The organism is Devosia sp. Leaf420, assembly GCF_001425445.1.
In the GTDB taxonomy this organism is placed as follows: Bacteria; Pseudomonadota; Alphaproteobacteria; order Rhizobiales; family Devosiaceae; genus Devosia.
This window is the reverse complement of sequence record NZ_LMQU01000010.1, coordinates 596086-621847: the sequence shown is the minus strand read 5'-3', so window position 1 is coordinate 621847 and position 25762 is coordinate 596086. Positions and strand designations below refer to the sequence as shown.

Below are 25762 nucleotides of genomic sequence, written 5' to 3'. Positions count from 1 at the left end.
GATTGGCTTATGCGAATAGGTCGATAAGCCGGAATATCCGCCGTCGCATTGAAAGAGTCTATGCGTTGAATGGCGCAGGTGTTTCAGCCCGCTTTCTTCATTGCCCGCACATAGGCTTCCAGAACCGCGTTCATACGCGTCTGGTAGCCCTTGCCGTCGGCCTTGAATGCTTCGAGGACCGAGGTTTTGACGCGCAGAGTGACGGGTGTCGTCCCGGATGGTTCAACCAGTTTGGCATTCTTCCAGAATTCATCGTCGAGTTCCGGGATGTCGCTGAAGTCAATATCCTCGTCGGCAATGTTAGCCAGCTCTTCCATCGTCAAGGGCCGAGAGTAAGGCGGTTTCATATGTCATTCTTTCCTTGGCGGATGCGGGCCGCGCGGAAATCAAGCGCGTCGTGCCACCGCGGTGCGTATGGATGACGACAACGATCAGGACATCATGCATCTTACCCGTGCTGATCTTGCGCTCTTCGCCGTAATCGAAACGGGTATCGATGACGGTAAAAGTCCATCCGGAAAAGATGGTGACGGCATCGGCAAAATCGATGCCGTGCTTGATCAGGTTGGTCCGATACTTCGCCTCGTCCCACTCGAAGTCCATGACCGTATGTTAGTACATTTGTATGTACAATTCAATCTTGGCTATTTCGCGCCCGCGACTCCTCGGCGCGCGCGATTTTCTCCGCTTTCGCCCGTGCCGCGATTTCCTTTACGGCGTCGCCAAGGTGGGCTGTGCCGCGTTGTTTGGCGAGGTCCATCTGGTGCTGCCGTTCCGCGGCGGATTGGTGCTTGGCGGTGTCGCCGGCGCAATAGGGGCAGGAGAGGCCTTCGGCGAAATCCTTGTCGGCGCGGTCGGCCGCCGTCAGCGGATGGCGGCAGGCGCGGCATAAGGTGGCGTCGCCGAGTTCGAGGCCGTGGCCGACTGAGACGCGATCGTCGAACACGAAGCACTCGCCGGCAAAGCGGCTTTCTTCCTTGGGCGTCACTTCGAGATATTTGAGGATTCCACCCTTGAGGTGAAACACTTCCTCAAAGCCTTGGCTCAAAAGGTACGAAGAAGCCTTTTCGCAGCGGATGCCGCCGGTGCAGAACATGGCGACTTTCTTGTCGCGCGCGGGGTCGAGGTTCTTGGCGACATAATCCTTGAACTCGACAAAGCTCGCCGTCTTGGGATCGAGCGCGCGCTGAAAGGTGCCAAGGCCGACTTCGTAGTCGTTGCGGGTATCGACCAGCACGACATCGTTGCGATCGATGAGGTCGTTCCAATCTTCCGGCTCGACATAAGTGCCGACCTGTTTGGACGGATCGGCCTCGGGCGCGCGGAGGGTGACGATCTCGGGCTTGAGGCGCACCTTCATGCGCAGAAATGGCGCTTCGTCGGCGAAAGAATACTTTACTTCTGCGCCCTGGAGCCTCGTGTCGAACGGACCGGAGACAAACAAGAAATCGGCCAGAGCATCGATGGCGGCCGGCGTGCCGGCGACTGTGCCGTTGATGCCCTCGGGCGCCAGAATTAGCGTACCCTTGATATCTCGGCCGCAACAGAAGGCGGCGAGCGGCGCCTTGAGGGCTTCGGCATCGGGAAGGGAGGCGAACTTATAGATCGCCATGACTTTGAAGGGATGAGCGTGAGGCGCGGTCATGCCGGCCTCATAGCACTGCCGGGCGCAATCGTCACGGCCCGGCAGCATCTGGCAAGGCTGCTAATCGAGCAGCGAATGGTGGCAGTTGACGCCGGCGAGATTGCCCGCGGCCATGGCGAGGGGCACTGATTGGCGGGGGCTCGCCACGTCGCCTGCGGCGTAAATGCCCGGCACACTCGTTTGATACATCTCATCGACATGAATGACCTGACCAAGCGGCATCTCGTCCAAGATGAGCCCAAGCTGGGCATGAAGGTCAGTCGACGGTTTCTGACGCGGGCCGGCGAACAAAGCGTCGAGACCGACCTTCGCGCCGCTTGCGACTTGCACGGCCGACAGGACGCCACCGGTTTCGATGAGGCCGGTTACCTTGGGTTCGACCAGTTTGATATTTTTATGCGCGAGCTTGGCTCGAAATTCCGGATCGATTTCGTGGCCATCGGCGAAGACCGTCAGGTCTGCGGTCCAATCTTGCAGCATGGCGGTGACATGGGCCGAGAGCGGGCTGAAATAGAGCACGCCCAAGCGTCGATCCGCCACTTCGAAGCCATGGCAATAGGGGCAATGGAGCACCGTCTTGCCCCAGGCGCGAGCAAAGCCGGGAATATCGGGCATGATATCGGTAATGCCGTGGCTCAGGATGATGCGGCGCGTTTCAATACGGTCACCACTGTTTAGCGTGACGACAAACCGGTCTTTTTCGCCTTCGATCAGGCTTGCGCCGTCGTTCCGGAATGTGACGCTGCGATAGGGGAGAAACTGGGCGCGGGCCGCGGCAAGAATATCCTGTGGCGCCTTGCCATCATGGCCCAGGATCCCATGGGCGTGGTCGGCAAAGCGGTTGCGGGGCGTGGCGGTGTCGAGGACGGTGACCTTCCGACGCGCTCTCCCGAGTTGCAGGGCTGCCGAGAGCCCGGCAAAGCTGCCGCCGATGATGACTACGTCTTGCATGACACTGCCTTTCCGTCCAATTAGGGAGGCCAGATAAATGTTATACCATTACGTTTGTCAAGCGTGGGTTGCCTCGGGGCGTCTTTTCCCTAGACTGCGGACAACCCTGCCATGGAGGACAAGATGCGCTTCGCCCTGACCTGTTTCGTCACCGCACTGGCCGGCCTCACCCCTGCTTTGGCTTTTGATAAGAGCGTCAGTGACGTTCTCCAACGCATGAAGATTGGCAAGGCTCTGCCGATCGGAGAAGTGGCGACGCTCATGAAGGAGTCGGAGCGGTGGTGCTATAATCAGGAGGGTGAGGGCTGCGCCTGGTCCGATATTTATCTCGATGTGACCGATACCGGCGCGACCTTCGAAATCGGCAATGCCTGGGACGATGAGGTCAATGTGTATTTCACCGATCAAGGCACATTTGAGGACAATCGCTTTATCTGCGAATCCACCATCGATTGGCTGCCGACCCTACGCGCTGCGCGTCGCGATGATGGGATGCCGATCGGCGGCCGCGAGCTTTGGGCCATTCGCAGCCAGATGAGCGGCAATACCGGGCCGACGGATTGTTTCGACTATGTCCTGAAAAGCTCGGACGAGGCGGCCGAAACCATCACGCTCTTGCAGCGCAAGTGGACGGATGGCGCCACCGATGAAGCTCAGGACGCCACTGTCACCATTCATTTCGATCCGGCCAGTGCTGCTGCACTGACCTGGTATTTTTAAGCGCCCTGCGCGGCGAGCCATTCTGAATCGGGCGTGATCGGGGTAATCACGTCGAGCAGGATGCCATTGGGGTCAGCGGCTATGAAGTGGCGCTGACCGAATACTTCGTCGCGCAATGGCTGCACGATTGGCACGCTGGCGGTTTCAAACTGTGCCGCAAGTTTGGCGGCGTCATCCACCTCGAAGCTGAGGATTAGTCCCGAAGTCGGCCTACGGCCCGCTTCTGGGATGCTGTCATGATGGTAGTCGATGATCGCCAGTTCGTGCGCCGAATTTGGCGCGCGCAACTGGACATACCAGTCGCTTTCGAAAACCATCGTGAACCCAAACGTGTCGCGGTAAAAATTGGCGGTGCTGCTGACGTCGCTGACCTGAAGCAGCGGATAAAGCGCTGAGAACATCGGTTTCGCCTTGCATTGATGACATATTTTCATACACTGAGTATGTAACTAACAAACATGAAGTATGTATGCAAGAGCGAAGAACGCAGGAGGCGCGGCGGCAGGCAACGCGGAAGGCGCTTTTGGACGCCGCGCGACGTCATTTCGCTGAGCGTGGTTATGCCGGAACCAATACGCCCGACGTGGTTGCCGAGGCCGGGGTGACGCGAGGCGCGCTTTATCATCACTTCGCCGATAAGAAGACACTGTTTGTCGCAGTGGTCGAAGCGGAACATGCAAGCCTCGCGGAAGCGATAAATGCGGCCGCCGATGGCGATGAGCCGGGTCCGGTCAAAGCCCTGATCGAAGGGGGCGACGCCTATCTCAAGGCGATGGAAGATGAGGGACGTCGCCGCATTCTGCTCATCGATGCTCCGGCCGTTCTGGAGCGAGATGTGCTTGAGGCCATCAATGCGCGCTATGGCCTCAAGACTTTGGTTGATGGCGTCGACGCCGCTATCAAAGCTGGCGCTATTCGCGATTTGCCGGCCGAGCCTCTGGCGCAACTCCTCGATGCGCTGTTTGATCGGGCAGCCTTGGCGCCGCCCGAGCAACTTCCAAACTATCGCAAGGCCATCAAAGCGATGATTAGGGGGCTAAAGACCTGATTCCAGTTTTCTGACGCGTGCCTCCACTGCCTGCATGGCTGCGATGAGCGGGGAGATGAAGCTCGAATAGCGGAGGGCCTGTTGGCTGTCTGCGTCTTCGGGATCGACAAGGACATGACCACCAAAATGCTGAACCCCAAGCGCTTGCGCCGTCGCCAGCACCTGCTGCGCGAGCAACCCGTAGTGGATCACCTCGTCCTTTCCGTCGCGCCAGCGATAGCGCACCGGTTCCAGGGCAAGGATGAAATCAAGCCCGAGATCGCTGGGCAAAATATCGGTCTTGAGCCGGGCGTCAGAAGTCTGGATCGTGCCGGTTGCCGACCAGATGGCGCTCCAGCGTGCGCCGCTGACGCCAAGGGTCTGTGCATTGTCGGTGGCCGGTTTTACCGCACCCGCAAATGTCGTGCTGCCATCGGTGGCCAGGGTCAGCGCGTTGGTCCAACTGCTGCCATCGGCGCTGACCTTGATGCGCCAGGCATTGTCGCCCATAAGGCCCATTTCGGCGCGGCCCGACCAGTTGCTTTGGAAAAGCACGCTCGCGGTCTGGCCTGTCGAGGCTTTGTTGATCTTGAGCTGATGCCCGGCGCCTTCATGGGTGAAAAGACTGGCCGGGGCGGCAACGCTCAAGCGATTGGTGGGATCGGCGCTGCTATTGATGCCGAGCTGCAGAAGGCCGGAACCTGTCGAGGCCAGAGCAATCCAGGCCGTGCCCGAAAACACGAGGAGGCTGTTGCTGGCCTTGTCGAAGACCTGCCAGCCGGTCGACGGATCATAAAAGGTCCAGGCACCGGCCTGGAAGGCTGCGATCTCGCTCGTGTGACCAGCCCAAGCGCCTGTCGCGCCGGTCGGCACGATAAAGGCTTCGCCTTCCATTGGGGTCGCGGGCGGGCTGGCGATCGTCGCTGACTCGACGCTTGCCTGCACGAGCAGGTCGAGCCGCAGCAGCGCTTCGTTGTGGGTGATGTGTTTCATGGCTTGGCCGCCGATGATTTGTGGCAGGCCGAGGCGCGGGGTGTCGTCCATGATGGTGCTCCGAAATTGGCTGGAGCCATCATGGAGCGGACGCAGAGCGCGGGGATAAGCGGCATAGATCAGGGCACCAAACACTCTTCCCTTTGCCCGCCGAGGCTTTATGAGAAAGGGAAAATACGAGAGCCTGAGCCCGCATGAGCGCACCCATCCATATCGTCCTTGCCTTTGACGACAATTTTTGGGCCCCGGCCTATACGGTCATGCGCTCGATCTGCATTTCGACGCATCGGCGGAAGGATCTGGTCTTTCACCTGCTTCATCTGCCGCTCAGCGACGAGCACCGGCACGATCTCGAAGGCATTACCCGCGAGTATGGCGCGACGCTCAGCTGGCATCCGCTCGACAAATCCGAGCTGTTCGATTTCTTCGTCGCCGAGCTACCGGCCAGCAAGCGCTGGCCAAAGGTCGTCTATGCACGGCTATTGCTTGCGGACTTGCTGCCTGCGGACCTTGATCGCGTCATTTATCTCGACTGCGATATGATGGTCCGCGCGCCGATCGAGCAGCTTTACGAGATGGGCCTAGGTGGCCAGCCGCTCGGCGCAGTGCAGGATTCGCTGCACCCCTTCATCGCGAGGCGGCGCGATATGCGCCAGAACGCCGGCATTTTCGATACCGCCGATCCCTACTTCAATTCCGGCATGCTGCTGATCGACCTAGCGCAATGGCGTGAAATCAATCTCAAGGCCGAAGTTGCCGTGCTCGCTGCCAAGGGCTGGATGAGCCGCCTTTATTACGACCAGGACGTGCTCAATCTGGTCTTTCGCAATCGCTGGCAGAAGCTGCCCTGGCGCTGGAACACCATCGACGCCCACATGGCCCATGAGGGGCTCGATCCGGCGATCCTCCATTACACGCGCACCGCAAAGCCCTGGGGGCTGCTCTCGGGCATTCTCCATAGCTCGGCCTATGCGCGCTGGTATCGTCACGTCATGACTAACGCGCTGTTTTACAGTTTTCTGCGCCACCGATGGAAACGCTGGTGGCTCAAGAAACTGGGGCTCAGGAAATAGGCTTTGCCGGGTCAATCCCCTCGGCGGCGCAGAGGGCAGCGAGCGCGCTGCCTGCTTCGGGCAAGGGCAGGTCAGCGCGGCCACGGGCGGTGAGTTGGCTGCGCCAGAGGTGGATGGCGAGCGTGTCAGGCTTGATGGCCGTTTCGACTGAAGAGCCGGTCTGCATCAGGGCGGGTATGCCTTCATATGGCACGGGATAAAAGTTCGACGAGGGCAGGACGCGGGCGGTCAGACCGTTTTTGGCGACGAAGTGGGTGAGGGCCATCGGGCCGGTCGCGCCATATTGCATATGTTCGGGTGTTACCCGGTCGCCAACCAGTCGGCGCAGAGCGACTTCGACGCGTCGCAGGGGGGGTAGATGCGGCTCGAAAAGTGGGCGCTTTTCGGTTTCGAAGACAGTAAGCAGATCGGCCAAAAGCGGCGCGTCGGGGGCCATGTAGAGCACCGCGCCATTGACCGAGCCGGGCCGTTCCCAGGCCATTAGATAATCCGGCGGCCCCTCGATCGGCTTGACGCAATAGATATCGAGATCGGCATAGACGCCAAGACCCGCACGCAGCGCGGCATAGCGAAAATGGTCGGAGAAAACGCCTGGCGTGCCGCGGCCCTTGTAGAAGACCAGCTTTTCCTCGGGCAGCACGTCGCACGCGTCGCGCCATTCAGCGGCGGCCGGCAGGCCGGGGATAGGCGCGTAGGAATAGACGAGAACGCGATGGCCGTTGCGGGCAAAGGAGGCGATAGAAAGCGCTTCGAGCCAGCTCATCGGGCCGTGCCAGAAACTGACAATGGTGGGCAGGGTCATGGAAGCGGTCCTAAATGGACAAAAAGAAAGACCTGAGGCGCAGTGCGCTTCAGGTCTCGCTCCCTAGCATTTGCGGCGGCAGGCCTCAATTGGCCGAGGCGCGGCGGCGGTACTCGCTGGCGATATAGAGTGCGACGAGCGCGAAAACTGCTCCGATCAGAACCTGCAGCCAATCTGTCTTGCCCAAAAGGTCGACAGCGAAGGCGTTGAGATCGAAACGCTCGCCGGTTGCCAACCAGACGTCTGGATAGCCGTTTTCACTCAGGGGGAAGGTTGAGCGATAGTTGAGGTAGTTCCAAGTCCGCGTAGTGAAAGGGTGGAGGCCACCAAGTGTCACCCATTCGAGCGTTGCGACAAGGCTTGGAAGGAGGAGCGAGACCGGGATGGCCCAGCGCCCCAAAGCCGTCGCCAGCGCGCCGACCAGCCCGATATAGGGCAGATACCAAAGAAGCCCGACGATGAGCGCGAGGAGAATTGCGCCGGCCACCTGCAGATAGATCGAGGCGACGCTGCCGAGCATGGCAAAGCTTGCCGTGCCGTTGATCGACATGGTGGTAAAGGCCACGGCGAAAAACAGAAGCCCGCTCAGGAGCGCGATGGCATAAACCGTGCCCGGCAGGATGGTCAGCGCCGCGGCAAGCTTTGAAAGCAGCATGCGGAAATCGCTGACCGGCATGGACTTCCAGAACAGCATGGAATTGTTGCGCTTGTCGGCGGCAAAACCATCGGCGCAATAAAAGAATAGCACCGCCAGAAGATAGAGCATCCAGGCGACGCCAAAGGCGAGGAAGCCGAATTCATAAAAGCGCAGCGGCGCGACGGTGAAGATGGCGCCCGAAAAACGGACATCGATCCGCCCGACTGTGAAGGCCAGAATAGTCGCGCCAAAGAGGACGGCAACGAGGATCAGCGGGCCAATGAGGAAGGCGCCGCGATGTTCGATGAACTCGCGACGGATGAGCGCAGCAAAAGCCATCATCGCGCAGTCTCCGGATTGGCGGTCGGGCGCTGCATGAGCGCGACGAAGAGATCGGACAATGTGGGCGTCGACACTTTGCCGAGCGGCTCCAGTTGCTCGCGCGCGACCCCATCGAAAATAAAGACGGTCTGGCCGAAGCGGGTTTCCTCATAGACCGGGGCAAGGGCCCGCGCAGCGGCCTGCGTTTCCGGCTCATTGGCGACGAGTTGGGCAAATTTCTCGTTCACCGTTTCCATCTGCATATGCAGGATCAGGTCGCCATCGCGGATGAACATGATGTCGGAGAGCATGAACTCGATCTCGTCCACCTGATGGGTGGTTATGATCAGGGTCCGCTCCTCAGTCATGTAGTCTTCGAGAAGGCGCCGGTAGAAGCGCTTGCGATAGGTGATGTCGAGCCCGAGCGTCGGCTCGTCGAGAACGAGCAGCTTGGCATCGATCGCCATGACGACGGCGAGATGGAGCTGCGCCATCATGCCCTTGGAGAGCGTCTTGATCTTCATTTCCGGCTTGATATCGGTGCCGATCAGAAAATCGCGCGCCTTGTCGGTCGAAAAATTGGGGTGGATGTTAGAGAGCAGTGCGAACAGCTCGCGCACCCGGAGAAAACGCGGCAGGCTCGCGACGTCGGAAATGAAAGCGACGTTTTCCATCAATTTGGCGCGGCGGGCGAAGGGGTCTTCGCCGAGCACGCGAATGGTGCCTTCATAGCTCGTCAGGCCCAGCATGGCGTTGAGCGTCGTCGTCTTGCCCGCGCCATTGTGGCCCACAAGGCCATAGATGCGGCCGGCGGGAATGTCGAAATCGAGCCCGTGCAGGATTTCCTTGCCGCCGAATTTCTTCTTGAGGCCGCGAGCGGAAACGACCGGCTCGGCGAGAACTGGTGTGTCGGTCATGGCTGGGACTCCTTGGCGGTATCGGCAAAAAGCGTCTTGGGATCGAGATCGAGCGCCTTGATCTGGGCAACGATGCGTGGCCAATCCTCGGCCAGGAATTTCTGGCGTTCATGAGCGAGCAGCGTTTCGCGTGCGCCTTGCGTCGCAAACATTCCAAGACCCCTTCTTTTCTCGACCACGCCGATATCGACCAAAGCTTCGAAGGCCTTGGTGACCGTCAGCGGATTGACCGAAAGCTCTGCGGAAATCTGGCGCACCGAAGGCAGGGGATCGCCCGCCTTCACGGCGCCGCGCAGGATCATCTCGATCAGCCGCTGCCGGATCTGCACGAAGATCGGCTGGCTTGTGTGAAAATCATCCATGTGTCGTGCCTATGTAGTGTGCTATATTTGTAGCACACTAATTCACTACGTCAACCCTGATTGCTGCACGCTGGAAAACGCTCCATAGTCGGCATGGCAAACCGCGGGGAGGCGATTGTGGCCAAGTTCATTTATGCGCTGAATGTGTCGCTCGATGGCTATGTCGACCATGACAAGTTCATGCCCGACCCCAAGCTTTTCCAGCACTTCATCAAGGATGTCTCGCAAATGACGGCCACCATTTATGGCCGCCGTATGTATGAGATCATGCGCTATTGGGACGATGAACAGCCGGACTGGGAGCAAGCCGAGCGCAACTATGCCGCGGTGTGGCGGCGTGGGGCCAAATATGTGGTTTCGACCACGCTCGACGCAATTGGACCCAATGCAACGCTGATCCGTTCCGATTTTGAGTTGAGGATCCGGGCGCTGAAGGAAGAGCTGTCCGGTGATGTCGAGGTCTCGGGGCCAAAACTTGCGGCCTCGTTGAGCGCGTGGGGGCTGATCGACGAGTATCGGCTTTATGTGCATCCGGTGGTTCTGGGCGAAGGCGCGCCATACTTTGCGGGTGTCCGGCCTTCTCTCAAACTCGTGGCGCATGAGCGTATCGGCGATATTGCCATTCGTCTGACCTACGTGCCGGCCTAACCGACGAGGACTGGTGTCGCGCAGCGGACGCCATAGACCCGCACATCCGCTTCGCCGATCCCAAGGCCGAGCGTCGTCAGCACGCTGTTGAGGATCGCATCGAGCGGCGGCCCAAGCGGAGCGACGACGGTTTTGAGCGCCGTGTTGATAACGCTGGGCAAGCTCAGGCCCAGTCCCAAGATCGAAATATCGAAGTTGAGGCCGGAGACGAGGCTTTGTGCGAGGGACGTCACAGGGGTCGTCACCTTGGCCATCTTGAGCCGCGCCACGCCGATATCGGCGGAACTGAAGGCTAGCAGCACTGGCAAAGTCTGCGCGATGCTGAGATGGCCAGAGGCCGAGACCTGCAACAGCGTTGCATCGAGAATCCGGACCGTCGCCAGCGGCAGCGGCGTGCCGAAATCGCGCATCTCGGCATTGCTCGGCTTGCCCACCGCCAAGGTCGCGACACCAGGCAAGACCGCGATCTCGGCCGTGCCATGGGGTTCGGCGCGATTGGGGCAGGTAGCGCTGACTACCCTGGCCTCGGACGAGGCGAGATCGAGCCAGAGAGGCAGGCGGATCAGCGCGTTCTGGAGGGTCAGATTGCCTGCGATTTGTGCGTCGATGCGCAGCCGGACTTGCGCCGTGCGCACCACAGTGCCTGCCGGACCAATGCCGAACCAGCCGCCTCCCCCTGCCGGTTCGCCCACGGCAAGATCGAGCGAGAGCGCCGCGACGCCCGGAATGCTGCCCCCGAGGCCCAGCCAGACCTGCCTTTGCCCATCGGCGAGAGCCGCCGCAGCCGACAGGATCTCGAGCGCGGAGATCTGCGCCCCCAAGCCCTTGCCGCCGCCATTGACGCTCATCCGTCCATAGCGCCCGAGAGTAAGCAGTTTTTTGAGCGGCACAGGACTGCCAGCGCTGGCGCGCGAGAGGGTTTCGAGCGCAAGCCGCGCCGGTCCGGAAACACCTTTGGCCAATGTGCCGACCAGCGTTCCCGCGCGGACCTCATGCGTGAGCAGCGCATCATAGGTTCCCGCGGTTATCCCGAGCGATCCAGCCAACCCATCCAAAAAACCGATGGTTTCGACCCGCGCATCGGCGAGCGCAGTGTAATCGGCAAGGCTGAAATTGACCGTCGTGCCGAGCAGCGTGCCCAGCACCGCATTGGCCAAGCCACCATTGAAGCTTGCCAGTCGCGAGCCGATGGAAAAGGAGACTTCTGGCACCACCATCGCCGTGCCGGTCGCCGCGATTTCGGGTGGGTTCATCAGGTTGGCGCCGAAATAAAGCGTCCCTGTCTGTCGATACGACACCCGCACGGCATTCACCGGCCCCCTGCCCCGGACGAACCGCATTTCAGGAGATTTAGTTGGGTCGGCGCCATAGTGCCCGACTTCCACCACGGGATCGGCTACAAAGCCCGCATCGCGGAGGACGGTCCGCGCGAGACTTTCCGCATTGTCGGGATCAGCAGTTGCGGTAATTGCCGCCAGATCAACCGCGGCCTGCACCATGCGGCTTTCGCGAAAAAGCGCGGCGGAATCAACGGAGATCGCGCCCACAACCCCGGCCAGCGACAGGGCGGCGGCAAAGAGAATGCTCATATTGCCGCGCTGATCGCGCCAGAAAGTCACAGCCCGCCCTGCCGGATCGTTGCGCCCTGAACCAGAAACCGGCTGGGGAGCGGGAGGGGCGGATAGAGGTTCCAGATCGGGAGTTCGACGGCGTCGTAGCTGATGGTGACGCGATATTGGGTCCCGTCGCGCGGGTCGGTGCCGATGGCATAGGAGAGGTGCGCAGCGTCGATCAGCATATAGGCGCCGCCATTTTTCTCGAGATAATCGCGCACGAGTTTGTCGCGCTCGGCGGTATCGAGGCCGGCAATCGAGATGCGGGCGGCATCGGCCGCCAATTGCTGCAGGGAATGGGAGGCGCCGAAATAGAGCCCATAGGCCAGCATGCCGGCGAGCATCAGCAGATAGAGCGGCGCCAGAAGTGCGAATTCGACCGCGGCGCCGCCGCTTGTATCGCGCCGCAGGTTTTGGGCGAGGCGCGCCATGATCCTCTCCATGCTGTCCATGGTCGGTCCATGCTGCGCCGTGCACCTGTTCGCACAGTAAAGGTCAGGCTCAGGTCTCGCCCTGATCCTGATAGGGCAATTGCGTGCCGTGGCGTGGGTGGACTATAGAAAAGCTGATAGTCAGGAGCAGCTTTTGGCCGCGCGCAATTTTCTCTTTGCCCTCGATAGCGACGATGTCGCGCTGACGCGCCTTCTCGAAACGGCGGCGCGCGTCACCGGCTTCATGAAGGGTACGCCCGGCGGCCCGCTGCCGGGTTGGCATGTGCCGGGCGGCGACAACGAAAACCTGCTGCGCGCGCTTTATGCGGAGTTGGAAGCGACCTACCCAAAGGCCGGCCAGCCCTTTTATGCCGTGCGCCTCTGGACGAACTTGATCTGGCAACCGGCTTTCCTCGCCGTCATCGCCGTTCATGTCCACGGCGCCCTGCCCCGGCTTGCGGCCATGAGCCAGGAGCGCCGGGGTATCGACATCAACGGATTTCGCCTCCTGCCCGGGCCGCAGTGCAAGGACACGACGAACGCCATGATCGACGCGGCGGGCAAGGATCTGCGCGCCATGGCCGATGGGATCCTGGCCGAAATCAACCAAGTGACCAAGCTCAAGCGCGTGCCGGCTCTGCGGCTGCTCGCCGATCGTATGCTCGGATTGATGGTGCGGCTGCGGGACTATGTGCCCGGAATTTCGATTTCCGAGCAGCGCCGGCTTTGCGATCTCTGGCTAGCCGCCCTTGGCATTACGGGCCAGGGCGATCTCGAAACGCTTGATCTCGCCGATGGCCGCCAGGCGCTGATCATCGCGCGAAAAGGCTGTTGCCTCGATTATCTCGCGATGCCCGGCACCTATTGTGCCACCTGCCCGAAGCAGGACGATGACGTGCGCCTCGCCCGCCAGCGCAGCGACGCGCTGGCGGAATTGGGAGCCTAATCAAAGACCTCGTCGGGATAGACGCCCCAGATTTCTTCTTGGCGCACATAGCCTGAGAAATTGGCGCGCTCGCCCGGCTGGCCGGCAGTCACGGTGCACCACTCGCCATCGCATTCGGAAATATTGACGCGCACGCCTGGTGAAAGCCGGGCGCGGAGGCCCGCATCGGTCGAGCGCGACGCATACATGTCCACTTCGCCATTGGCGACGAGCGGGGTCGCGTAACCGGCGCGCGAACCGACGAGCAGGCTCTGGTGCACCCAGCCTTCGGTGCCGTCCATGTCACGGATTTTACGCCAGGTATCGAATTCCTGGATGATTTCGACGGGCACGCCGGAAACGGTATAATTCCAGGCGATGTCGTATTTGGTGCCGGGGCCGACGCGCACATTGATGGGGTTGGATCGTGTCGTGACGAAGCGCGGGAGTTTGAGCCCCGAAACCGATTCGGCCTGGCCATAGGCCACAGGCGCGTGGACGAAAACGCTCGCCAGGATCAGCGGCAAAACGGCGAAAAAGCGAAGAAAATGGGTACGGGCACGGCCCGATCTGGCGTGCGAAATGAACATGACTTTGCAGACGGATTGGAATTGCCCTATCAGTACGCCATGATCCTTAATGGTCCATAAAGGATAGGCTACGGCCTTGATGGGGACCGGCTCGCAAGGGTGCGCATGACATCGAGCAAACCGAAGATCCTCCTCACGCGTCGCCTGCCGCAGGTTATCGAAGCGCGCATGGCAACGCTCTTCGAAACCGATGTGAACGAGACCGATCAGACCCTGACTTCTGACGATATCTTGATCGGGCTCGAGGGCAAGGATGTCCTCGTGTCCACCATCACCGATCGTGTCGATGCTGATCTGATTTCTCGCCTGCCCCAAAGCGTGCGGCTGATTGCCCAGTTCGGCAATGGGGTCGACAATATCGACCTTGAAGCGGCCTGGGCTTCCGGGCTGACCGTTACCAATACGCCGAGCGTTCTGACTGAAGACACGGCCGATATGGCCATGGCGCTGATGCTGGCTTTGCCGCGGCGCCTCGTCGAAGGCGCCAATCTCCTCCTTCATGATCGCCGCTGGGCCGGCTGGTCGCCCACCTCGATGTTGGGTAATCGGCTCCGCGGCAAATCGCTCGGGATCGTCGGCATGGGCCGCATCGGCACCGCTGTCGCACAACGCGCCCGCGCTTTTGGGCTCAGTATCCACTATTTCTCGCGCAATCGGCGACCGTCCGGCGTCGAGGAGCCGTTGGGCGCGACCTATTGGCCCGAACTCGACGCCATGCTCGAGGCCGTCGATATCGTCTCGCTCCATACGCCGCTGACGCGCGATACGGCCAATATCATGTCGGCTGAACGCCTGCGGCGGCTCAAGCCGGGCGCTTATCTGCTCAATGTCAGCCGCCCCGAACTTGTCGATGAAACGGCACTCGTCGCCGGTATCGAAGCGGGGCACCTGGCTGGCGCAGCGCTCGACGTTTTTGACAATCGCAATGGCATCAATCCGCGCCTTCTTGCGCTTGCCGAAGCCAATCGCGTCGTGCTGACTGGCCATATGGCTTCCGCCACGCTCGAAGCGCGGGTCGAAATGGGCGAAACCGTCATCGTCAATATTCGCACTTTTATGGACGGCCACCAGCCGCCGCATCGCCTTTTGCCGGATCGGCCAGTGGCGAGGGCAAGAGGCTGACCGCTCCGGTCGACTTAAGTGTTGCAGCTTCGCCCCAGCGACAGCACCATCCGCAACACCACCCCTCGTTCAACTTGCGTCGCGAAAACAACCTTTCTAATCGTCACTGCACCTGACGGCCTTGGGGGCTTGGCCGCCATGGCTCCCTGTCTTTGGGCGAAGGAGTGCCCCGTGACGCAGATCAGAATTTTGAGCCTTGCCCTTTTTGCGCTCGCTGGAGCGATGACGCCCGCCATCGCCCAAGTGCGGACGCCGGCGCCTCTGGTCGAGGATGGCGGCAGGCTCGTGCTGGACGCCATGGGACACAAACTCGATCTGCCCCTGCCCGATTGGCTCGAAACGCCCGACAATGCCATTGGCCGAGTGGAAACAACTTTCGTTGCTGACGATGGACAGGCGCTGCTTGAAATCTATCCCAAGGGCGAAAGCGAAGCGCTCTGGACGACGCTTTACGGCGCGCGCCTCAGCCGCGACGAAAACGAACGCACCCTCGCCGATTATCGCGCAGCGCTGATGGTGCTGCACGCCAATAGCTGCAAGCCGGAACTGACGGGCTTCTTCCAGCTCGGGCCGGACAAGGACGACAATGATCTCGCTCCGCTTGGCTTCGTCTGCGGCGGTTATCTCGATCGCTATCGCACCTTTGCCGGCCTTGGCGAGGTGATGGTCGCGAGCTTCAATCGCACCGAAACGGGCGTTGCCATCATCTATCAGGAATGGCGCGGCAAGGCGTTCAACCCGGGCGATCCCAAGACCTGGCCTGTGGCAACCGATGTCGTTCAATCCCGCGCCAATGAGCTCAAGGCGCAGGTGGCGCTCAGCAAGGCGGATTGACGGAAAGCGCTCAAGGGCCTAAGCCGCTTGCCCATGAAAAAAGATAGTAAGCCCCTCGGCCCGAGCCAGCGCATGCTGCGTGTGGGCGAACTGGTCCGTCATGCGCTGGCGGATATTTTTGCGCGCGGTGAAATCGAGGACGAGGCGCTGGTCGGCTCGGTCGTGACCGTGCCCGAAGTGCGCATGACGCCCGATCTCAAGATCGCCAATGCCTATGTCATGCCACTCGGCGGCGTCCACGCCGAAGAGATCGTCGCGGCGCTCAATCGGCACCAGAAATTCATCCGTGGCCGCATCGCGCCGCGCATCAATATGAAATATGCCCCCGATGTTCGCTTCTATGTCGACGAGACATTCGAAGAAGCCGGCCGCATCGATGCACTTCTCCGCTCCGATCGCGTCCGCCGCGATCTCGATGATGAAGAAGACGGGCAAGACTGACCGTGACCGAACAGAAGAAATCGAAAAAGCGCCCCATCTCCGGCTGGGTGGTGCTCAACAAGCCATATGATTTTACCTCCACGCAGGCCGTGGGCAAGGTGCGCTGGCTGTTTTCGGCGATGAAGGCGGGCCATGCCGGCACGCTCGATCCGCTCGCGACCGGCATCCTGCCGATCGCGCTCGGCGAGGCGACCAAGGCCGTGCCGCAGGTGCAGGACGGCACAAAAGTGTATCGGTTTTCGATCCTCTGGGGCAGCGCCACCACGACCGACGACCGCGAAGGAGAGGTGGTCGCGACATCGGATGTCCGCCCAGAACGCGCCGCGCTCGAAGCGCTGCTGCCCAATTTTATCGGCACGATCATGCAGCGCCCCCCGATCTATTCGGCGCTCAAGATCGATGGCGAGCGCGCCTATGACCTCGCCCGCGCTGGCGAAACCGTCGAACTAGCGCCGCGCCCCATCGAGATCGATGCGCTCGAACTGATTTCGCATGGCCCGGAAGAATCCCTGCTCGAAGTCACCTGCGGCAAGGGCACCTATGTCCGCGCCATTGCCCGCGATCTCGCCGAAGCGCTCGGCACGCGTGGCCATGTCGGCAGCCTCCACCGCGCCGCCGTTGGCCCTTTTTCCGACGAAGACGCAGTCACTATCGAAGAGTTAGAGGCCCTTGAAGCTGGCGACGCCCGAGATGCTCTGCTTGCGCCCGTTTCTGCCGGGCTGGCCGACCTGCCTGAAATCCGGCTCGATGCCGGCCAAGCCGGTGCCGTCGGCAATGGCAATGCCATTTTGCTCACCGGTGCCGCGGCGCCGGCTCAGCTCGACGAATGCTGGGTTAGTTTCAAGGGCAAGGTTTTGGCCACGGGGTCGGTTGAATTCGGCCAGTTCAAGCCGCGGCGGGTTTTTAATTAGGGATTGGTGCGTGGGGCTTCACCCCCTCCCAGCCTCCCCCATCAAGGGGGAGGTGTCGCATCGAGTTGGGGGCACGATCAGTTCTTGGCTACCGTCCCTTCACCTCCCCCTTGGGGGAGGCAGGGAGGGGGTGACCCCGTCTCGCCTCAAACCAGCGCGTCGACTTCTTTCGCCAGTGGGATTGCTGGCTGCGCGCCCGGATTGAGGCACGCGAGGCTGCCCGCCACCGCAGCCCGCCGCATCGCCTGTTCAAGACCCAACCCGGCATCGAGGCTTGCGGCGAGATAGCCGCAGAACGTGTCGCCGGCCCCAACTGTGTCGACTGGGGTCACCTTATGGGCTGGCACGGCAAATTTGCCCTCTGGCGAGGCCGCCCGCGCGCCATCCGGGCCGAGCGTGACGACGACGGTGCGACCGGTCTTTTTCACCCAATCGTCCATCGCCGCCTCAAGCTCTTCGATCGGCCGGCCCGAGAGCAGCGCAAACTCGGTTTCGTTGGCGACGACGATATCGGCTAAAGCTGCGAGGTCAGGCGTATCGCTGAGGAAAGGGGCGGTGTTGATCACAGACCGCGCGCCCTTTTCTCGCGCGATTTCGAGCGCCTTGCGTGTGCCGTCTTGCGGGATCTCCTGCTGCACGAGGAGTGTGTCCTTCGCCGTCAAACCGGCGAGTGTCGCCTCCGCCTGGGTCGCGCTCACGGTCGCATTGGCGCCGGGCAGGACGGCGATGACATTTTCGCCTTGGGCATCGACAAAGATCATGGCGATCCCGGTCACGGCTTCCGCCTTCTGGACTTGGCCGAGATCGACGCCGCCCTTGTCGAGCAGATCGAGCGCGAGATCGGCAAAGGCATCATTGCCGACCGCCGACACGTGCCGCACTTCGGCGCCTGCCCGGCGCGCCGCCAGCGCCTGGTTGGCGCCCTTTCCGCCTGGAGCCATGGAAAAGGTGCCGCCGGCAACGGTTTCGCCCGGCTTTGGAAGCCGCGAGACGGTGCCGACCTGATCGAGATTGGTTGAGCCGAAAACGACGATCACTTGAGGACCTTTTCCATAGTGTTCCAATTGCGCGCGGTGTCGAGCACCGTCTTGCCGAGCTTGGCCCGGAGCGGCTTCAACACCTCATCCATGCTTTCCGTATAACGGCCATTGGGCTGGCGATAGGCGGCTATGTAAATTTCCGTGGGATCGATGCGCATGACGTCGACTTCCCCCGGCCGGCCCTCAAGCTCCAACCCATCGGGCAAGGGACGATCGAACAGCAGCACATGCCGCGCCACATCGGCCTCGGGGTCGAGGGTTTTAAAGGGATGCTGCTCCAGCATCGCGGCGATCTTTTCTTCGCTCCGCAAGACGACGCCCACGGGAAAGCCAAACTGTTTCTCGATCACCGATTCGAGGAGGACCTTGGTCTTTTCCGGCGTATCGCGGCGCGCAAAGCGTACATTGCCGCTTGCGAGGATGGTTTTCACCGCCTCAAAACCCGCCGCTTCCATGCAGGTCTTGAGATCGGCCATCTTCATCTGCCGTTTGCCGACATTGATGCCGCGCAGAAAAGCGATATCGTTTGGCATTGGGTATCCTCCGGGCGCGAACTTAGCTCCGGCTCAGCCCTGCGGATAGATGGTTTCGCCCTTGGCCAGCATCTCTACGAATGCGGCGATTTTCTTTTTCCGCCCCGCCTCGGTTTTGAGGCTGTTGACCCGAAAGATCAGGGCAAAGCGGTTCTGCGCCGAGAGTTTTTCATAGAGCGCCTGCGCCGCAGGCTCCGCCGCGATGGCAGCCAGGAGATCAGCCGGCGCATCCATCGTAGTTTTGTAGGCGGCCTCCCAACGGCCATCGGCTTTGGCCGCCTCGACATGGCGAAGACCATGGTCTGTCATCAGGCCATTTTCACTCAACCGCGCGACATTATCGCGATTGATCTGGCTCCAGACCGATTTCGGGCGGCGCGGACAATAGCGCTGCACGAAGCTGATCTCGTCCCAGCTTTTCTTGATCGCATCGATCCAGCCCCAGCAGAGCACGGCATCGATGGCCTCGACCGGCGTAATGGTCTGGCGGCCGCTGCTCTTTTTGAAAATCCGGATCCAGGCTTCGTCGGCGGTGTCGTGATTGGCGGCGAGCCAATCATAAAACGACTGGAAATCGGCGAATTCGTGCACGGCCTCTTCGCGAACCACGACCGGCGCCATGGCTCAGCCCTCGGTCTCGGGCGTTTGTGCGGGCTCTGCCGGCAGGAAAGCCAGAAGCTTGGCATCGAGCTTTTCGCTTTCGGGTACAGTGATCCCGAAATCCTCGGCCAAGGCTGCCCGAATTTCTGCAAGCGTCGTCAGGGCGCGCTTTTCCGCCTCGCCTTCGCTGGGCTGGATGGTCAGGCGCTCGTTATGCAGTTTGAGCCTTCGGCCGCTTGGCGCCAGCGCCACGCGCAGTTCCTGGGTGAACGGGGAACTGGGATTGCTCGAGAGGTCGCGATTGAGGTCCCAGAGGTCCACCTCATCGACCTTTTCGGTCGTGAACACATAGACCCCGCGCCACTCGTCGCCAATCTTGACCTCAAGCGTCCATTCGGGCGCACCGCCGGTCAGCCTGAACGTTTCGTGCGGACTTGATTGTTCGGTATCGGCGCGCAGCCGCAGTGGCGTCGTTAGCGTCAGGCCACCAAAGCCGACATCGGCGAGATAGTTTTGGCCCTTGATATCGACCAGCAGCGCCATGTGGCTTGGCGGCGCCGAGATGGCATCGGGATTGGTCCAGATCACCCGCGCCAAGAGCGGTCGCACCTCGTAGTCGAGATCGGCCAGCATGCGCATGAAGAGGAAATTTTGCTCGAAGCAGAAGCCACCGCGCCGCTTTTCGCCCAGCATCTTCCGCTCTAGGCTCTGCTGATCGAGCAAAACCTGCTCGCCCATCAGCGGGCTCAGGTTTTCGAATGGAATGGCGGCCGGATGGAGGGCGTGCAGCAGTTCAAGGGTCTGAACGGTCGGGGCGATAGAACCGGCAAAACCGATTCGCTCGAAATAGGCGTTGAGATTGACCTTTTCGGGCATCGACTACCTTCGTCGCTATTGGCTGGGGCTAGTATATGGGCAATGGGGGTGGATTTGTCACGGGGGCGGTGCGTACAGCCGGCATCGGCCATGAAAAGCCATTACCCATTACCGCGTCATCCCCGCGAAAGCGGGAATCCAATCTCGGACGCCAAAGGAGGATTCCCGCTTTCGCGGGGATGACGCCATGAAAGTCAAACCCTCGGGCGAAACCGCTCAGCTCGGCGCCTTGCGCACGCGGATCACTACGTCGACATGGGAGACTTCCATGCCCTTAGGCGGCTGGGGTAGCGCCTTGAACTCGACGGAGGAGGCCGGAATATCGATCATCCGCTGCTCGTCTTCGACGAAAAAGTGGTGATGGTCCGATGTGTCGGTATCGAAATAGGAGCGCGCAGCATCGATCGCTACTTCGCGCAGCAAGCCCGCTTCGTGGAACTGGTGCAGCGTATTGTAGATGGTCGCGAGCGATACGTTCACATTGGACATATTCGCTTCGGAATGGAGCTGCTCGGCGCTGACATGGCGATGCGGGCCACCGAACAGGAGTTCGGCCAGGGCAACGCGCTGCCGGGTGGGCCTGAGGCCGGCCATGCGCAACACCGCCGTCAGGCAAGGCGTGCGGGACGGGGACCGGTCGGCAAGGTCACTCTCGGACATTGGGCAGTGTTACTCGTCGTTATGTAGAGACATAAAGCTTTGACTTCTTATAGGGGCGTGGTGGGGCCGAAACAAGTCGTTGGCCCATAAGACACTTGGGGTCATTCCTTGGGCTGTCTTGACCCCCCCTCTGCGCCCCTATACGAGACAAGGCTTGAGTTCTGTGGGGAAGGGCATATGGCGGACCGGCAACACGCATTTGGTTATGAAGAGCTGCTGGCGCATGGCCGGGGTGAATTGCCCGGTCAAATGGACGCCCGGCTGCCCGCGCCTCCGATGCTGATGTTCAACCGCATCACCCATATCGACGAGACCGGCGGTGCCTTTAACAAGGGTTCTGTGACCGCCGAGCTCGACGTCAATCCCGATCTCTGGTTCTTCAAGTGCCATTTCATCGGTGACCCCGTCATGCCCGGCTGCCTAGGCCTTGATGCCGTCTGGCAGATGACTGGCTTTTTCCTTGGCTGGATCGGCCAGCCCGGCCGCGGCCGCGCCCTTGGCGGGGAAATCAAGTTCACCGGCCAGGTGACGAACGACGTCAAGCTCGTGGAATATGGCATAGACATCAAGCGCGTCATGCGTTCGCGTCTCACCCTTGGCATTGCCGATGGCTGGGTGAAAGCTGACGGCAAATTGATCTACGAAGCCAAGGACTTGCGCGTTGGTCTCTTTACCGACACCCAGCTCCAAGAGCAGAAGACCGCGTAACCGGCCTTAATGCAGACGCGAGCAGACCTATATATATACGAGGCGCCAGCCCCGGCGACCCGCATGAAGACTGAAACGAGGACGAGATGAGACGAGTAGTGGTAACCGGCATGGGTATCATCTCTTCGATCGGCAACTCGCTCGACGAAGTGACCCACAGCCTGCGCACAGCCAAGCCGGGCATTGTCTTTGCCGAAGACTATGCCGAGCTGGGCTTTCGCTCGCAGGTTAAGGGCGACCCGCGCCTTGATCCCTTTGAAATTCTCGATCGCCGCGTCACCCGCTTCATGGGCAAGGGCGCGGCCTGGAATTACCTCGCCATGCAGCAGGCCATCGCCGATGCAGGGCTCGAGGCATCCGACATTTCCAATCCGATGACCGGTATCGTCATGGGTTCGGGCGGCGCGTCCACGCGGACCATCGTCGAAGCGGCCGATGTCACGCGCGAGAAAAAATCCCCAAAACGCATCGGGCCACTTGCCGTGCCCAAGGCCATGGGCTCGACGGCCTCGGCAACGCTTGCGACTGCTTTTGCCATCAAGGGCGTCAATTATACGATCACCGCGGCCTGCGCGACGTCCAAACATTGCATCGGCAATGCCATGGAACAGATCATGCTCGGCAAGCAGGACATCGTCTTTGCCGGCGGCCATGAAGATCTTGATTGGACCTTGTCCGATCTCTTCGACGCCATGGGCGCGATGAGTTCCAATTATAACGACACGCCCGAAAAAGCCTCGCGCTGCTATGATGCGGACCGCGATGGTTTCGTGATTTCGGGCGGCGCTGGCGTGCTGGTGCTCGAAGAGCTCGAACATGCCAAGGCACGCGGCGCAAAGATCTGGGCCGAATTGGTTGGCTATGGCGCGACGTCCGATGGCCTCGACATGGTTGCCCCCTCGGGCGAAGGCGCGGAGCGCTGCATGCGCATGGCGCTGAAAAACATCAAGGCGCGGATCGACTATATCAATCCGCACGCGACCTCGACCCCGGTCGGCGATCTCAAGGAAATCGAAGCCCTCCGCGCCGTCTTCGGCAACGAGGACAAGTGCCCGCCGATCTCGGCCACCAAGTCGCTGACTGGCCACAGCCAGGGCGCCACGGGTGTTCATGAATCGATCTATTCGATCCTGATGATGAAAAACCGCTTCATCGCCGAGAGCGCGAATATCGAGGTCCTGGACCCGGCCTTTGCCGATATGCCCATCCTTCGCCAGCGCCGCGACGACGTGGACCTCGGCTATGTGCTGTCCAATTCCTTTGGTTTCGGCGGCACCAATGCTGCGTTGGTGTTCAAGCATCCCGACGCCTGATATTTTTGACGATATCGAAACGAAAAAATCCCCGCGAAAGCGGGGATTTTTGTTTGGCGATCTTCGCTATGTGCTCACACCCACCGGCTGTCACCCCGGCGCAGGCAGTGATGGACATAATCGCCGCCACCCTTCACGGGCCAAAAACAAAAACGGGGCCTTCCGGCCCCGCTTCGTTACGTCACGATAAAGATGATGATGATCAGCCAGATCGGCACGCCGAGAAGCCAAAGTGCGAGACCTTTGAACATGGTGTTGTCCTTTCTTGTCTGATCAGAAGCGACGGAAGATGTCGGTGAAAACGGTGTTTTCGTCGCGGTGGTTGCCGCCCTTCTGAGCCGCCCAATAGGCGCCGATGGCGGCGACAAGGGTGGTGGCTGCGAGGAGGAAAGCAGCGATGATGGCGGTGTTGCGAGCAATACGAGCCGCTTCCGCTGCACGCTGCTTGGCAGCATCGATTTCGACGATCACGCGATCGACCCGAGCCCGAGCTTCCTCGGCGGTGAGACCGGTATTGGCCGCAACGACGTTGGACAGGTAGGTCAGATCCTCTTCAGGCACGGTACCGTCGCCAAGCGCAGCCTGGGCAAAGATACGGCCTGCTTCAGCACTGCTAGCCTCGGTATTGCCATTGGCAGCCGGCTGTTCGGTGCGGAACAGCATATCGGTGAAGTAGGCATTGGGATCGAGTGCATCCGCCGTGCCCTCAGCAACGTTCGATGCGGCATTGGTTGCGGTCGAAATCACCGAACCAGCAGTCGAGGCCGCAGCGCCGATACCACCGATGGCGATCATCACGCCGAGAACCGTTGCGCCAGCCCAAACGATGAGGCCATGGGCACCATCGCGCACATCACTTTCATCCTCGGTCGCGTCGAAATGACGGCGGCGAAGACGGCCGGCGAGATAACCGCCAGCCATGAGGCTCGATACCTGCACCCAGAGGAACCAGCTTGCCGCAGCGATGCCGATCAGGATGCCGGGGGCACCTTCACGCGAGTTGAAATCGAGGAAATTGAGGCCAATGGCGGAGCCGAAGCTGATCAGCACCACGGAAATGGCAGATGCGAACACAATGCCGGCAATGATCGCCGACCAGTCCACATAGCTCGCGCTTTCGCGCGTCGATGACGTATCCACAACGGCAACTGGTGCCGGATCAACCATGCTCATACCGGCCCCCTTATGCGAGGCCGATGAAGGACAGGATTGCCATAACGATGACCACGAGGCCAACGAGATAGATGATGGAATTCATGAGAGAGCCCTCCGTATAGTGTTACTGATCACACAACAGAGAGCAGCCTGAATCGTTCCGGGCGGATTTAGCCAGTGTATTGCCGGATATAGGCAATCACCGGCGCGAGCTGCTGTGGGTTGGTGTAGAGGAACCAAGCGCCCGCCGCGAGCGCCAGGACGATAGCGATCCCAACCACTTTCTTGACCACCGAAAAGACCAGCCAGATGACGACGATGGCGCCAATGCCGAAGCCCATCAGCGTCATGGGATCATTGGGCATGCATCTCTCCTCTGGCTTTTGGGCCTTGTGCCGGTCATCGATGGCAATTTCAAGAATGGCAGGCGCACCGGTCGAACCGGTACGTCCGATCTTCTGACGGCAGATTTACGGCTGGGACGTCAGGTTGCTCGTCTGATCAGGCGGCAACAGCCTGCTTCAAACGGCCAACGAGCGAATTGGTGCTGGTGCCGATGATTTCGACGTCGTGGATGGCGCCGATGAGGTCGGTGGAGCCATCGAGGTGAACCGCCTGAAGATAAGGAGAGCGGCCGCCGATCTGGCCGGGCTGGCGGCCGACGCGCTCAATCAGGACGGGCAGAGTTTTGCCGACGCAGGAGGCGTGGAAGTCGGCGGTCTGCTGATTGACCAGCTCTTGCAGGCGCGCAAGCCGTTCGACCTTGACCGCTTCTTCGACCTGTTCGGTCAGGTTCGCGCCAGGCGTGCCTGGGCGGGTGGAGTATTTGAAGGAATAGGCCGAGGCATAGCCGGTGTCGCGGATGATTTTGAGCGTGTCTTCAAAGTCGGCGTCGGTTTCGCCGGGGAAGCCGACGATGAAATCGCCAGATAGGGCCATGTCGGGACGGGCCGTCTTAATGCGGTCGATCAGCGCCAGATATTCGGCCGATGTGTGCTTGCGGTTCATGGCCTTGAGGATCCGGTCCGATCCCGACTGCACTGGCAGGTGAAGATAGGGCATGAGGAAGGGCAGATCGCGATGGGCCGCGATCAGCGCGTCGTCCATGTCGCGCGGATGGCTGGTGGTGTAGCGCAGGCGCTGCAGACCCGGAATTTCGGCAAGGAGATAGGCAAGTTCGCCGAGACCCACCGCGCGACCCGAACCGTCCTCGCCATGATAGGCATTCACGTTCTGGCCGAGGAGCGTGATTTCCTTGACCCCGGCATCGGCGAGGCGGCGGGCTTCTTCGAGCACCTGGGCGACGGGGCGGCTGACTTCAGCGCCACGCGTATAAGGCACGACGCAGAACGAACAGAACTTGTCGCAGCCTTCCTGAACGGTGAGGAAAGCGGTCAAGCCGCGACCGATAGTGACGTCTTTCTTGGCCGCGGGGAGATGGGCAAACTTATCCTCTTCGGGAAAGTCTGTGTCCACGACGGAACGGCGCAGCGCCGGATGCAGATGGCGGTTGGCTTCGGCCTTGGCCAGCATATCCGGCAGGCGATGATAGGCCTGGGGCCCAAAAACCATATCGACCATGGGCGCGCGGCGCGCGATTTCTTCGCCTTCGGCCTGCGCGACGCAACCGGCCACGCCGATCATCATATCGCCACCGGTGGCCCGCCTTTCGGTCTGTAGCTCGCGCAAGCGCCCAAGCTCGGAAAAGACCTTCTCGCTGGCCTTTTCCCGAATATGGCAGGTGTTGAGCAAAACCAGATCTGCATCGCCAATATCTTGCGTCGGCATATAGCCGTGCGGGGCAAGCGCATCGGCCATCCGGTCGCTGTCATAGACATTCATCTGACAGCCATAGGTTTTTATGAAGAGTTTCTTAGGCGCAATCTGGTTCATGAGCGGTTGTTTAGCAGATGA

Annotated in this window: 32 protein-coding genes; 11 read left to right on the top strand and 21 right to left on the bottom strand. The window is 60.8% G+C overall.

What is annotated here, in order from left to right:
- Window positions 1–83 precede the first annotated feature (83 nt).
- Genes ASG47_RS10420 through ASG47_RS10405 form a run of 4 tightly spaced genes read right to left on the bottom strand, consistent with a single transcriptional unit; the run spans window position 84 to window position 2596 of the window.
- Window positions 84–317: a BrnA antitoxin family protein gene (locus tag ASG47_RS10420; protein WP_244487074.1), complete on the bottom strand. Its 234-nt coding sequence runs from the start codon at window positions 315–317 to the stop codon at window positions 84–86.
- On the bottom strand, window positions 301–603 hold the full coding sequence (locus ASG47_RS10415) for a BrnT family toxin (RefSeq protein ID WP_061908649.1): 303 nt from the start codon (window positions 601–603) through the stop codon (window positions 301–303). The genes ASG47_RS10420 and ASG47_RS10415 overlap by 17 nt, the downstream gene beginning before the upstream one ends.
- A 31-nt stretch (window positions 604–634) precedes the next feature.
- Complete coding sequence (locus tag ASG47_RS10410; protein ID WP_082511687.1) at window positions 635–1645, bottom strand: rhodanese-related sulfurtransferase; 1011 nt, start codon at window positions 1643–1645, stop codon at window positions 635–637.
- Between the two features lie 60 nt (window positions 1646–1705).
- On the bottom strand, window positions 1706–2596 hold the full coding sequence (locus tag ASG47_RS10405) for an NAD(P)/FAD-dependent oxidoreductase (protein ID WP_061908648.1): 891 nt from the start codon (window positions 2594–2596) through the stop codon (window positions 1706–1708).
- 111 nt (window positions 2597–2707) lie between these two features.
- Between ASG47_RS10405 and ASG47_RS10400 the strand changes: the two genes are divergently transcribed.
- Entirely contained in the window at window positions 2708–3316 is a 609-nt protein-coding gene (locus tag ASG47_RS10400) for a hypothetical protein (protein WP_061908647.1), read from the top strand.
- Here the strand turns inward: ASG47_RS10400 and ASG47_RS10395 are convergent.
- The gene (locus tag ASG47_RS10395) at window positions 3313–3717 is read right to left on the bottom strand and encodes a VOC family protein (RefSeq protein WP_061908646.1); all 405 of its coding nucleotides are present in this window, start codon (window positions 3715–3717) and stop codon (window positions 3313–3315) included. The two genes, ASG47_RS10400 and ASG47_RS10395, sit on opposite strands and share 4 nt — an antisense overlap.
- Window positions 3718–3785: 68 nt before the next feature.
- Between ASG47_RS10395 and ASG47_RS10390 the strand changes: the two genes are divergently transcribed.
- Complete coding sequence (locus tag ASG47_RS10390; protein WP_061908645.1) at window positions 3786–4364, top strand: TetR/AcrR family transcriptional regulator; 579 nt, start codon at window positions 3786–3788, stop codon at window positions 4362–4364.
- On the opposite strand, the gene ASG47_RS10385 is transcribed toward ASG47_RS10390, so the two are convergent.
- A complete protein-coding gene (locus ASG47_RS10385; protein WP_156464053.1) occupies window positions 4353–5387 on the bottom strand; it encodes a DUF2793 domain-containing protein in 1035 nt (344 codons plus the stop codon). The two genes, ASG47_RS10390 and ASG47_RS10385, sit on opposite strands and share 12 nt — an antisense overlap.
- 143 nt (window positions 5388–5530) lie before the next feature.
- On the opposite strand from ASG47_RS10385, the gene ASG47_RS10380 reads away from it, so the two are divergent.
- Window positions 5531–6409: a glycosyltransferase family 8 protein gene (locus ASG47_RS10380; protein ID WP_061908643.1), complete on the top strand. Its 879-nt coding sequence runs from the start codon at window positions 5531–5533 to the stop codon at window positions 6407–6409.
- On the opposite strand, the gene ASG47_RS10375 is transcribed toward ASG47_RS10380, so the two are convergent.
- The 4 genes from ASG47_RS10375 to ASG47_RS10360 form a co-directional block, all read right to left on the bottom strand.
- On the bottom strand, window positions 6399–7211 hold the full coding sequence (locus ASG47_RS10375) for a hypothetical protein (RefSeq protein ID WP_061908642.1): 813 nt from the start codon (window positions 7209–7211) through the stop codon (window positions 6399–6401). The genes ASG47_RS10380 and ASG47_RS10375 overlap by 11 nt on opposite strands.
- A gap of 85 nt (window positions 7212–7296) precedes the next feature.
- Window positions 7297–8190: a hypothetical protein gene (locus tag ASG47_RS10370; protein ID WP_061908641.1), complete on the bottom strand. Its 894-nt coding sequence runs from the start codon at window positions 8188–8190 to the stop codon at window positions 7297–7299.
- Entirely contained in the window at window positions 8187–9086 is a 900-nt protein-coding gene (locus tag ASG47_RS10365) for an ABC transporter ATP-binding protein (RefSeq protein ID WP_061908640.1), read from the bottom strand. The genes ASG47_RS10370 and ASG47_RS10365 overlap by 4 nt, the downstream gene beginning before the upstream one ends.
- On the bottom strand, window positions 9083–9448 hold the full coding sequence (locus tag ASG47_RS10360) for a GntR family transcriptional regulator (RefSeq protein WP_061908639.1): 366 nt from the start codon (window positions 9446–9448) through the stop codon (window positions 9083–9085). Before ASG47_RS10360 ends, ASG47_RS10365 begins: the two co-directional genes overlap by 4 nt.
- Window positions 9449–9565: 117 nt before the next feature.
- Between ASG47_RS10360 and ASG47_RS10355 the strand changes: the two genes are divergently transcribed.
- Window positions 9566–10096: a dihydrofolate reductase family protein gene (locus ASG47_RS10355; RefSeq protein WP_061908917.1), complete on the top strand. Its 531-nt coding sequence runs from the start codon at window positions 9566–9568 to the stop codon at window positions 10094–10096.
- Here the strand turns inward: ASG47_RS10355 and ASG47_RS10350 are convergent.
- Both ASG47_RS10350 and ASG47_RS10345 read right to left on the bottom strand, forming a co-directional pair.
- On the bottom strand, window positions 10093–11715 hold the full coding sequence (locus ASG47_RS10350; protein ID WP_061908638.1) for a TadG family pilus assembly protein: 1623 nt from the start codon (window positions 11713–11715) through the stop codon (window positions 10093–10095). The genes ASG47_RS10355 and ASG47_RS10350 overlap by 4 nt on opposite strands.
- A complete protein-coding gene (locus ASG47_RS10345; protein ID WP_244487073.1) occupies window positions 11712–12140 on the bottom strand; it encodes a TadE/TadG family type IV pilus assembly protein in 429 nt (142 codons plus the stop codon). Before ASG47_RS10345 ends, ASG47_RS10350 begins: the two co-directional genes overlap by 4 nt.
- 154 nt (window positions 12141–12294) lie before the next feature.
- Here ASG47_RS10345 and ASG47_RS10340 point away from each other — a divergent pair, with 154 nt between their 5' ends.
- A complete protein-coding gene (locus ASG47_RS10340; RefSeq protein WP_061908637.1) occupies window positions 12295–13086 on the top strand; it encodes a siderophore ferric iron reductase in 792 nt (263 codons plus the stop codon).
- On the opposite strand, the gene ASG47_RS10335 is transcribed toward ASG47_RS10340, so the two are convergent.
- Window positions 13083–13655 (bottom strand): SH3 domain-containing protein, encoded by a 573-nt coding sequence (locus tag ASG47_RS10335; RefSeq protein ID WP_061908636.1) that lies wholly within the window; start codon window positions 13653–13655, stop codon window positions 13083–13085. The two genes, ASG47_RS10340 and ASG47_RS10335, sit on opposite strands and share 4 nt — an antisense overlap.
- A 105-nt stretch (window positions 13656–13760) precedes the next feature.
- On the opposite strand from ASG47_RS10335, the gene ASG47_RS10330 reads away from it, so the two are divergent.
- The 4 genes from ASG47_RS10330 to truB all read left to right on the top strand — a co-directional run bounded on the left by ASG47_RS10330 (window position 13761) and on the right by truB (window position 16963).
- Window positions 13761–14777, top strand: coding sequence for a 2-hydroxyacid dehydrogenase (locus tag ASG47_RS10330; RefSeq protein ID WP_061908635.1), 1017 nt, complete (start codon window positions 13761–13763; stop codon window positions 14775–14777).
- Window positions 14778–14948: 171 nt separating this feature from the next.
- A complete protein-coding gene (locus ASG47_RS10325; RefSeq protein ID WP_062628730.1) occupies window positions 14949–15611 on the top strand; it encodes a hypothetical protein in 663 nt (220 codons plus the stop codon).
- A gap of 33 nt (window positions 15612–15644) precedes the next feature.
- Entirely contained in the window at window positions 15645–16052 is a 408-nt protein-coding gene (rbfA, locus tag ASG47_RS10320; protein ID WP_061908633.1) for a 30S ribosome-binding factor RbfA, read from the top strand.
- A gap of 2 nt (window positions 16053–16054) precedes the next feature.
- Window positions 16055–16963, top strand: a complete 909-nt coding sequence (gene truB, locus ASG47_RS10315; protein ID WP_061908632.1) for a tRNA pseudouridine(55) synthase TruB — start codon at window positions 16055–16057, stop codon at window positions 16961–16963.
- A 146-nt stretch (window positions 16964–17109) separates the two neighbouring features.
- Here the strand turns inward: truB and ASG47_RS10310 are convergent, their stop codons facing one another.
- From ASG47_RS10310 to irrA, 5 genes are all read right to left on the bottom strand, one after another.
- Window positions 17110–18000 carry a ribokinase gene (locus ASG47_RS10310; protein WP_061908631.1) on the bottom strand — a complete coding sequence of 297 codons (891 nt, stop codon included), beginning with the start codon at window positions 17998–18000 and terminating at the stop codon, window positions 17110–17112.
- The gene (locus tag ASG47_RS10305; RefSeq protein WP_061908630.1) at window positions 17997–18536 is read right to left on the bottom strand and encodes a DUF1697 domain-containing protein; all 540 of its coding nucleotides are present in this window, start codon (window positions 18534–18536) and stop codon (window positions 17997–17999) included. Before ASG47_RS10305 ends, ASG47_RS10310 begins: the two co-directional genes overlap by 4 nt.
- A 33-nt stretch (window positions 18537–18569) precedes the next feature.
- Window positions 18570–19157, bottom strand: coding sequence for a YdeI/OmpD-associated family protein (locus ASG47_RS10300; RefSeq protein ID WP_061908629.1), 588 nt, complete (start codon window positions 19155–19157; stop codon window positions 18570–18572).
- Between the two features lie 3 nt (window positions 19158–19160).
- On the bottom strand, window positions 19161–20012 hold the full coding sequence (locus ASG47_RS10295; RefSeq protein WP_061908628.1) for an arylamine N-acetyltransferase family protein: 852 nt from the start codon (window positions 20010–20012) through the stop codon (window positions 19161–19163).
- A gap of 216 nt (window positions 20013–20228) precedes the next feature.
- Window positions 20229–20672 carry an iron response transcriptional regulator IrrA gene (gene irrA / locus ASG47_RS10290; protein WP_061908627.1) on the bottom strand — a complete coding sequence of 148 codons (444 nt, stop codon included), beginning with the start codon at window positions 20670–20672 and terminating at the stop codon, window positions 20229–20231.
- 177 nt (window positions 20673–20849) lie between these two features.
- On the opposite strand from irrA, the gene fabA reads away from it, so the two are divergent.
- Together fabA and fabB are read left to right on the top strand one after the other, a co-directional pair.
- A complete protein-coding gene (fabA, locus tag ASG47_RS10285) occupies window positions 20850–21380 on the top strand; it encodes a 3-hydroxyacyl-[acyl-carrier-protein] dehydratase FabA (protein WP_061908626.1) in 531 nt (176 codons plus the stop codon).
- A gap of 86 nt (window positions 21381–21466) precedes the next feature.
- Window positions 21467–22693 carry a beta-ketoacyl-ACP synthase I gene (gene fabB / locus ASG47_RS10280; protein WP_061908625.1) on the top strand — a complete coding sequence of 409 codons (1227 nt, stop codon included), beginning with the start codon at window positions 21467–21469 and terminating at the stop codon, window positions 22691–22693.
- Window positions 22694–22966: 273 nt separating this feature from the next.
- On the opposite strand, the gene ASG47_RS10275 is transcribed toward fabB, so the two are convergent.
- The 3 genes from ASG47_RS10275 to miaB all read right to left on the bottom strand — a co-directional run bounded on the left by ASG47_RS10275 (window position 22967) and on the right by miaB (window position 25741).
- A complete protein-coding gene (locus ASG47_RS10275) occupies window positions 22967–23866 on the bottom strand; it encodes a hypothetical protein (protein WP_061908624.1) in 900 nt (299 codons plus the stop codon).
- A 152-nt stretch (window positions 23867–24018) separates the two neighbouring features.
- Complete coding sequence (locus tag ASG47_RS10270) at window positions 24019–24213, bottom strand: hypothetical protein (protein ID WP_061908623.1); 195 nt, start codon at window positions 24211–24213, stop codon at window positions 24019–24021.
- A gap of 136 nt (window positions 24214–24349) precedes the next feature.
- On the bottom strand, window positions 24350–25741 hold the full coding sequence (gene miaB / locus ASG47_RS10265) for a tRNA (N6-isopentenyl adenosine(37)-C2)-methylthiotransferase MiaB (protein ID WP_061908622.1): 1392 nt from the start codon (window positions 25739–25741) through the stop codon (window positions 24350–24352).
- Window positions 25742–25762 lie beyond the last annotated feature (21 nt).

Excerpts from the sequence above, each read along its gene's own strand:
- ASG47_RS10400 (WP_061908647.1), top strand. The coding sequence starts at position 2,708 with ATGGAGGACAAGATGCGCTTCGCCCTGACCTGTTTCGTCACCGCACTG.
- ASG47_RS10415 (WP_061908649.1), bottom strand. The coding sequence starts at position 603 with ATGGACTTCGAGTGGGACGAGGCGAAGTATCGGACCAACCTGATCAAG.
- ASG47_RS10365 (WP_061908640.1), bottom strand. The coding sequence starts at position 9,086 with ATGACCGACACACCAGTTCTCGCCGAGCCGGTCGTTTCCGCTCGCGGC.
- ASG47_RS10405 (WP_061908648.1), bottom strand. The coding sequence starts at position 2,596 with ATGCAAGACGTAGTCATCATCGGCGGCAGCTTTGCCGGGCTCTCGGCA.
- ASG47_RS10305 (WP_061908630.1), bottom strand. The coding sequence starts at position 18,536 with ATGCCAAACGATATCGCTTTTCTGCGCGGCATCAATGTCGGCAAACGG.
- ASG47_RS10345 (WP_244487073.1), bottom strand. The coding sequence starts at position 12,140 with ATGGCGCGCCTCGCCCAAAACCTGCGGCGCGATACAAGCGGCGGCGCC.
- miaB (WP_061908622.1), bottom strand. The coding sequence starts at position 25,741 with ATGAACCAGATTGCGCCTAAGAAACTCTTCATAAAAACCTATGGCTGT.
- ASG47_RS10360 (WP_061908639.1), bottom strand. The coding sequence starts at position 9,448 with ATGGATGATTTTCACACAAGCCAGCCGATCTTCGTGCAGATCCGGCAG.
- ASG47_RS10370 (WP_061908641.1), bottom strand. The coding sequence starts at position 8,190 with ATGATGGCTTTTGCTGCGCTCATCCGTCGCGAGTTCATCGAACATCGC.
- fabB (WP_061908625.1), top strand. The coding sequence starts at position 21,467 with ATGAGACGAGTAGTGGTAACCGGCATGGGTATCATCTCTTCGATCGGC.
- ASG47_RS10410 (WP_082511687.1), bottom strand. The coding sequence starts at position 1,645 with ATGACCGCGCCTCACGCTCATCCCTTCAAAGTCATGGCGATCTATAAG.
- ASG47_RS10335 (WP_061908636.1), bottom strand. The coding sequence starts at position 13,655 with ATGTTCATTTCGCACGCCAGATCGGGCCGTGCCCGTACCCATTTTCTT.
- ASG47_RS10375 (WP_061908642.1), bottom strand. The coding sequence starts at position 7,211 with ATGACCCTGCCCACCATTGTCAGTTTCTGGCACGGCCCGATGAGCTGG.
- ASG47_RS10380 (WP_061908643.1), top strand. The coding sequence starts at position 5,531 with ATGAGCGCACCCATCCATATCGTCCTTGCCTTTGACGACAATTTTTGG.
- ASG47_RS10390 (WP_061908645.1), top strand. The coding sequence starts at position 3,786 with ATGCAAGAGCGAAGAACGCAGGAGGCGCGGCGGCAGGCAACGCGGAAG.
- rbfA (WP_061908633.1), top strand. The coding sequence starts at position 15,645 with ATGAAAAAAGATAGTAAGCCCCTCGGCCCGAGCCAGCGCATGCTGCGT.
- ASG47_RS10420 (WP_244487074.1), bottom strand. The coding sequence starts at position 317 with ATGGAAGAGCTGGCTAACATTGCCGACGAGGATATTGACTTCAGCGAC.
- irrA (WP_061908627.1), bottom strand. The coding sequence starts at position 20,672 with ATGTCCGAGAGTGACCTTGCCGACCGGTCCCCGTCCCGCACGCCTTGC.
- ASG47_RS10270 (WP_061908623.1), bottom strand. The coding sequence starts at position 24,213 with ATGCCCAATGATCCCATGACGCTGATGGGCTTCGGCATTGGCGCCATC.
- ASG47_RS10330 (WP_061908635.1), top strand. The coding sequence starts at position 13,761 with ATGACATCGAGCAAACCGAAGATCCTCCTCACGCGTCGCCTGCCGCAG.
- ASG47_RS10385 (WP_156464053.1), bottom strand. The coding sequence starts at position 5,387 with ATGGACGACACCCCGCGCCTCGGCCTGCCACAAATCATCGGCGGCCAA.
- ASG47_RS10300 (WP_061908629.1), bottom strand. The coding sequence starts at position 19,157 with ATGGCGCCGGTCGTGGTTCGCGAAGAGGCCGTGCACGAATTCGCCGAT.
- ASG47_RS10295 (WP_061908628.1), bottom strand. The coding sequence starts at position 20,012 with ATGCCCGAAAAGGTCAATCTCAACGCCTATTTCGAGCGAATCGGTTTT.
- fabA (WP_061908626.1), top strand. The coding sequence starts at position 20,850 with ATGGCGGACCGGCAACACGCATTTGGTTATGAAGAGCTGCTGGCGCAT.
- ASG47_RS10395 (WP_061908646.1), bottom strand. The coding sequence starts at position 3,717 with ATGTTCTCAGCGCTTTATCCGCTGCTTCAGGTCAGCGACGTCAGCAGC.
- ASG47_RS10275 (WP_061908624.1), bottom strand. The coding sequence starts at position 23,866 with ATGAGCATGGTTGATCCGGCACCAGTTGCCGTTGTGGATACGTCATCG.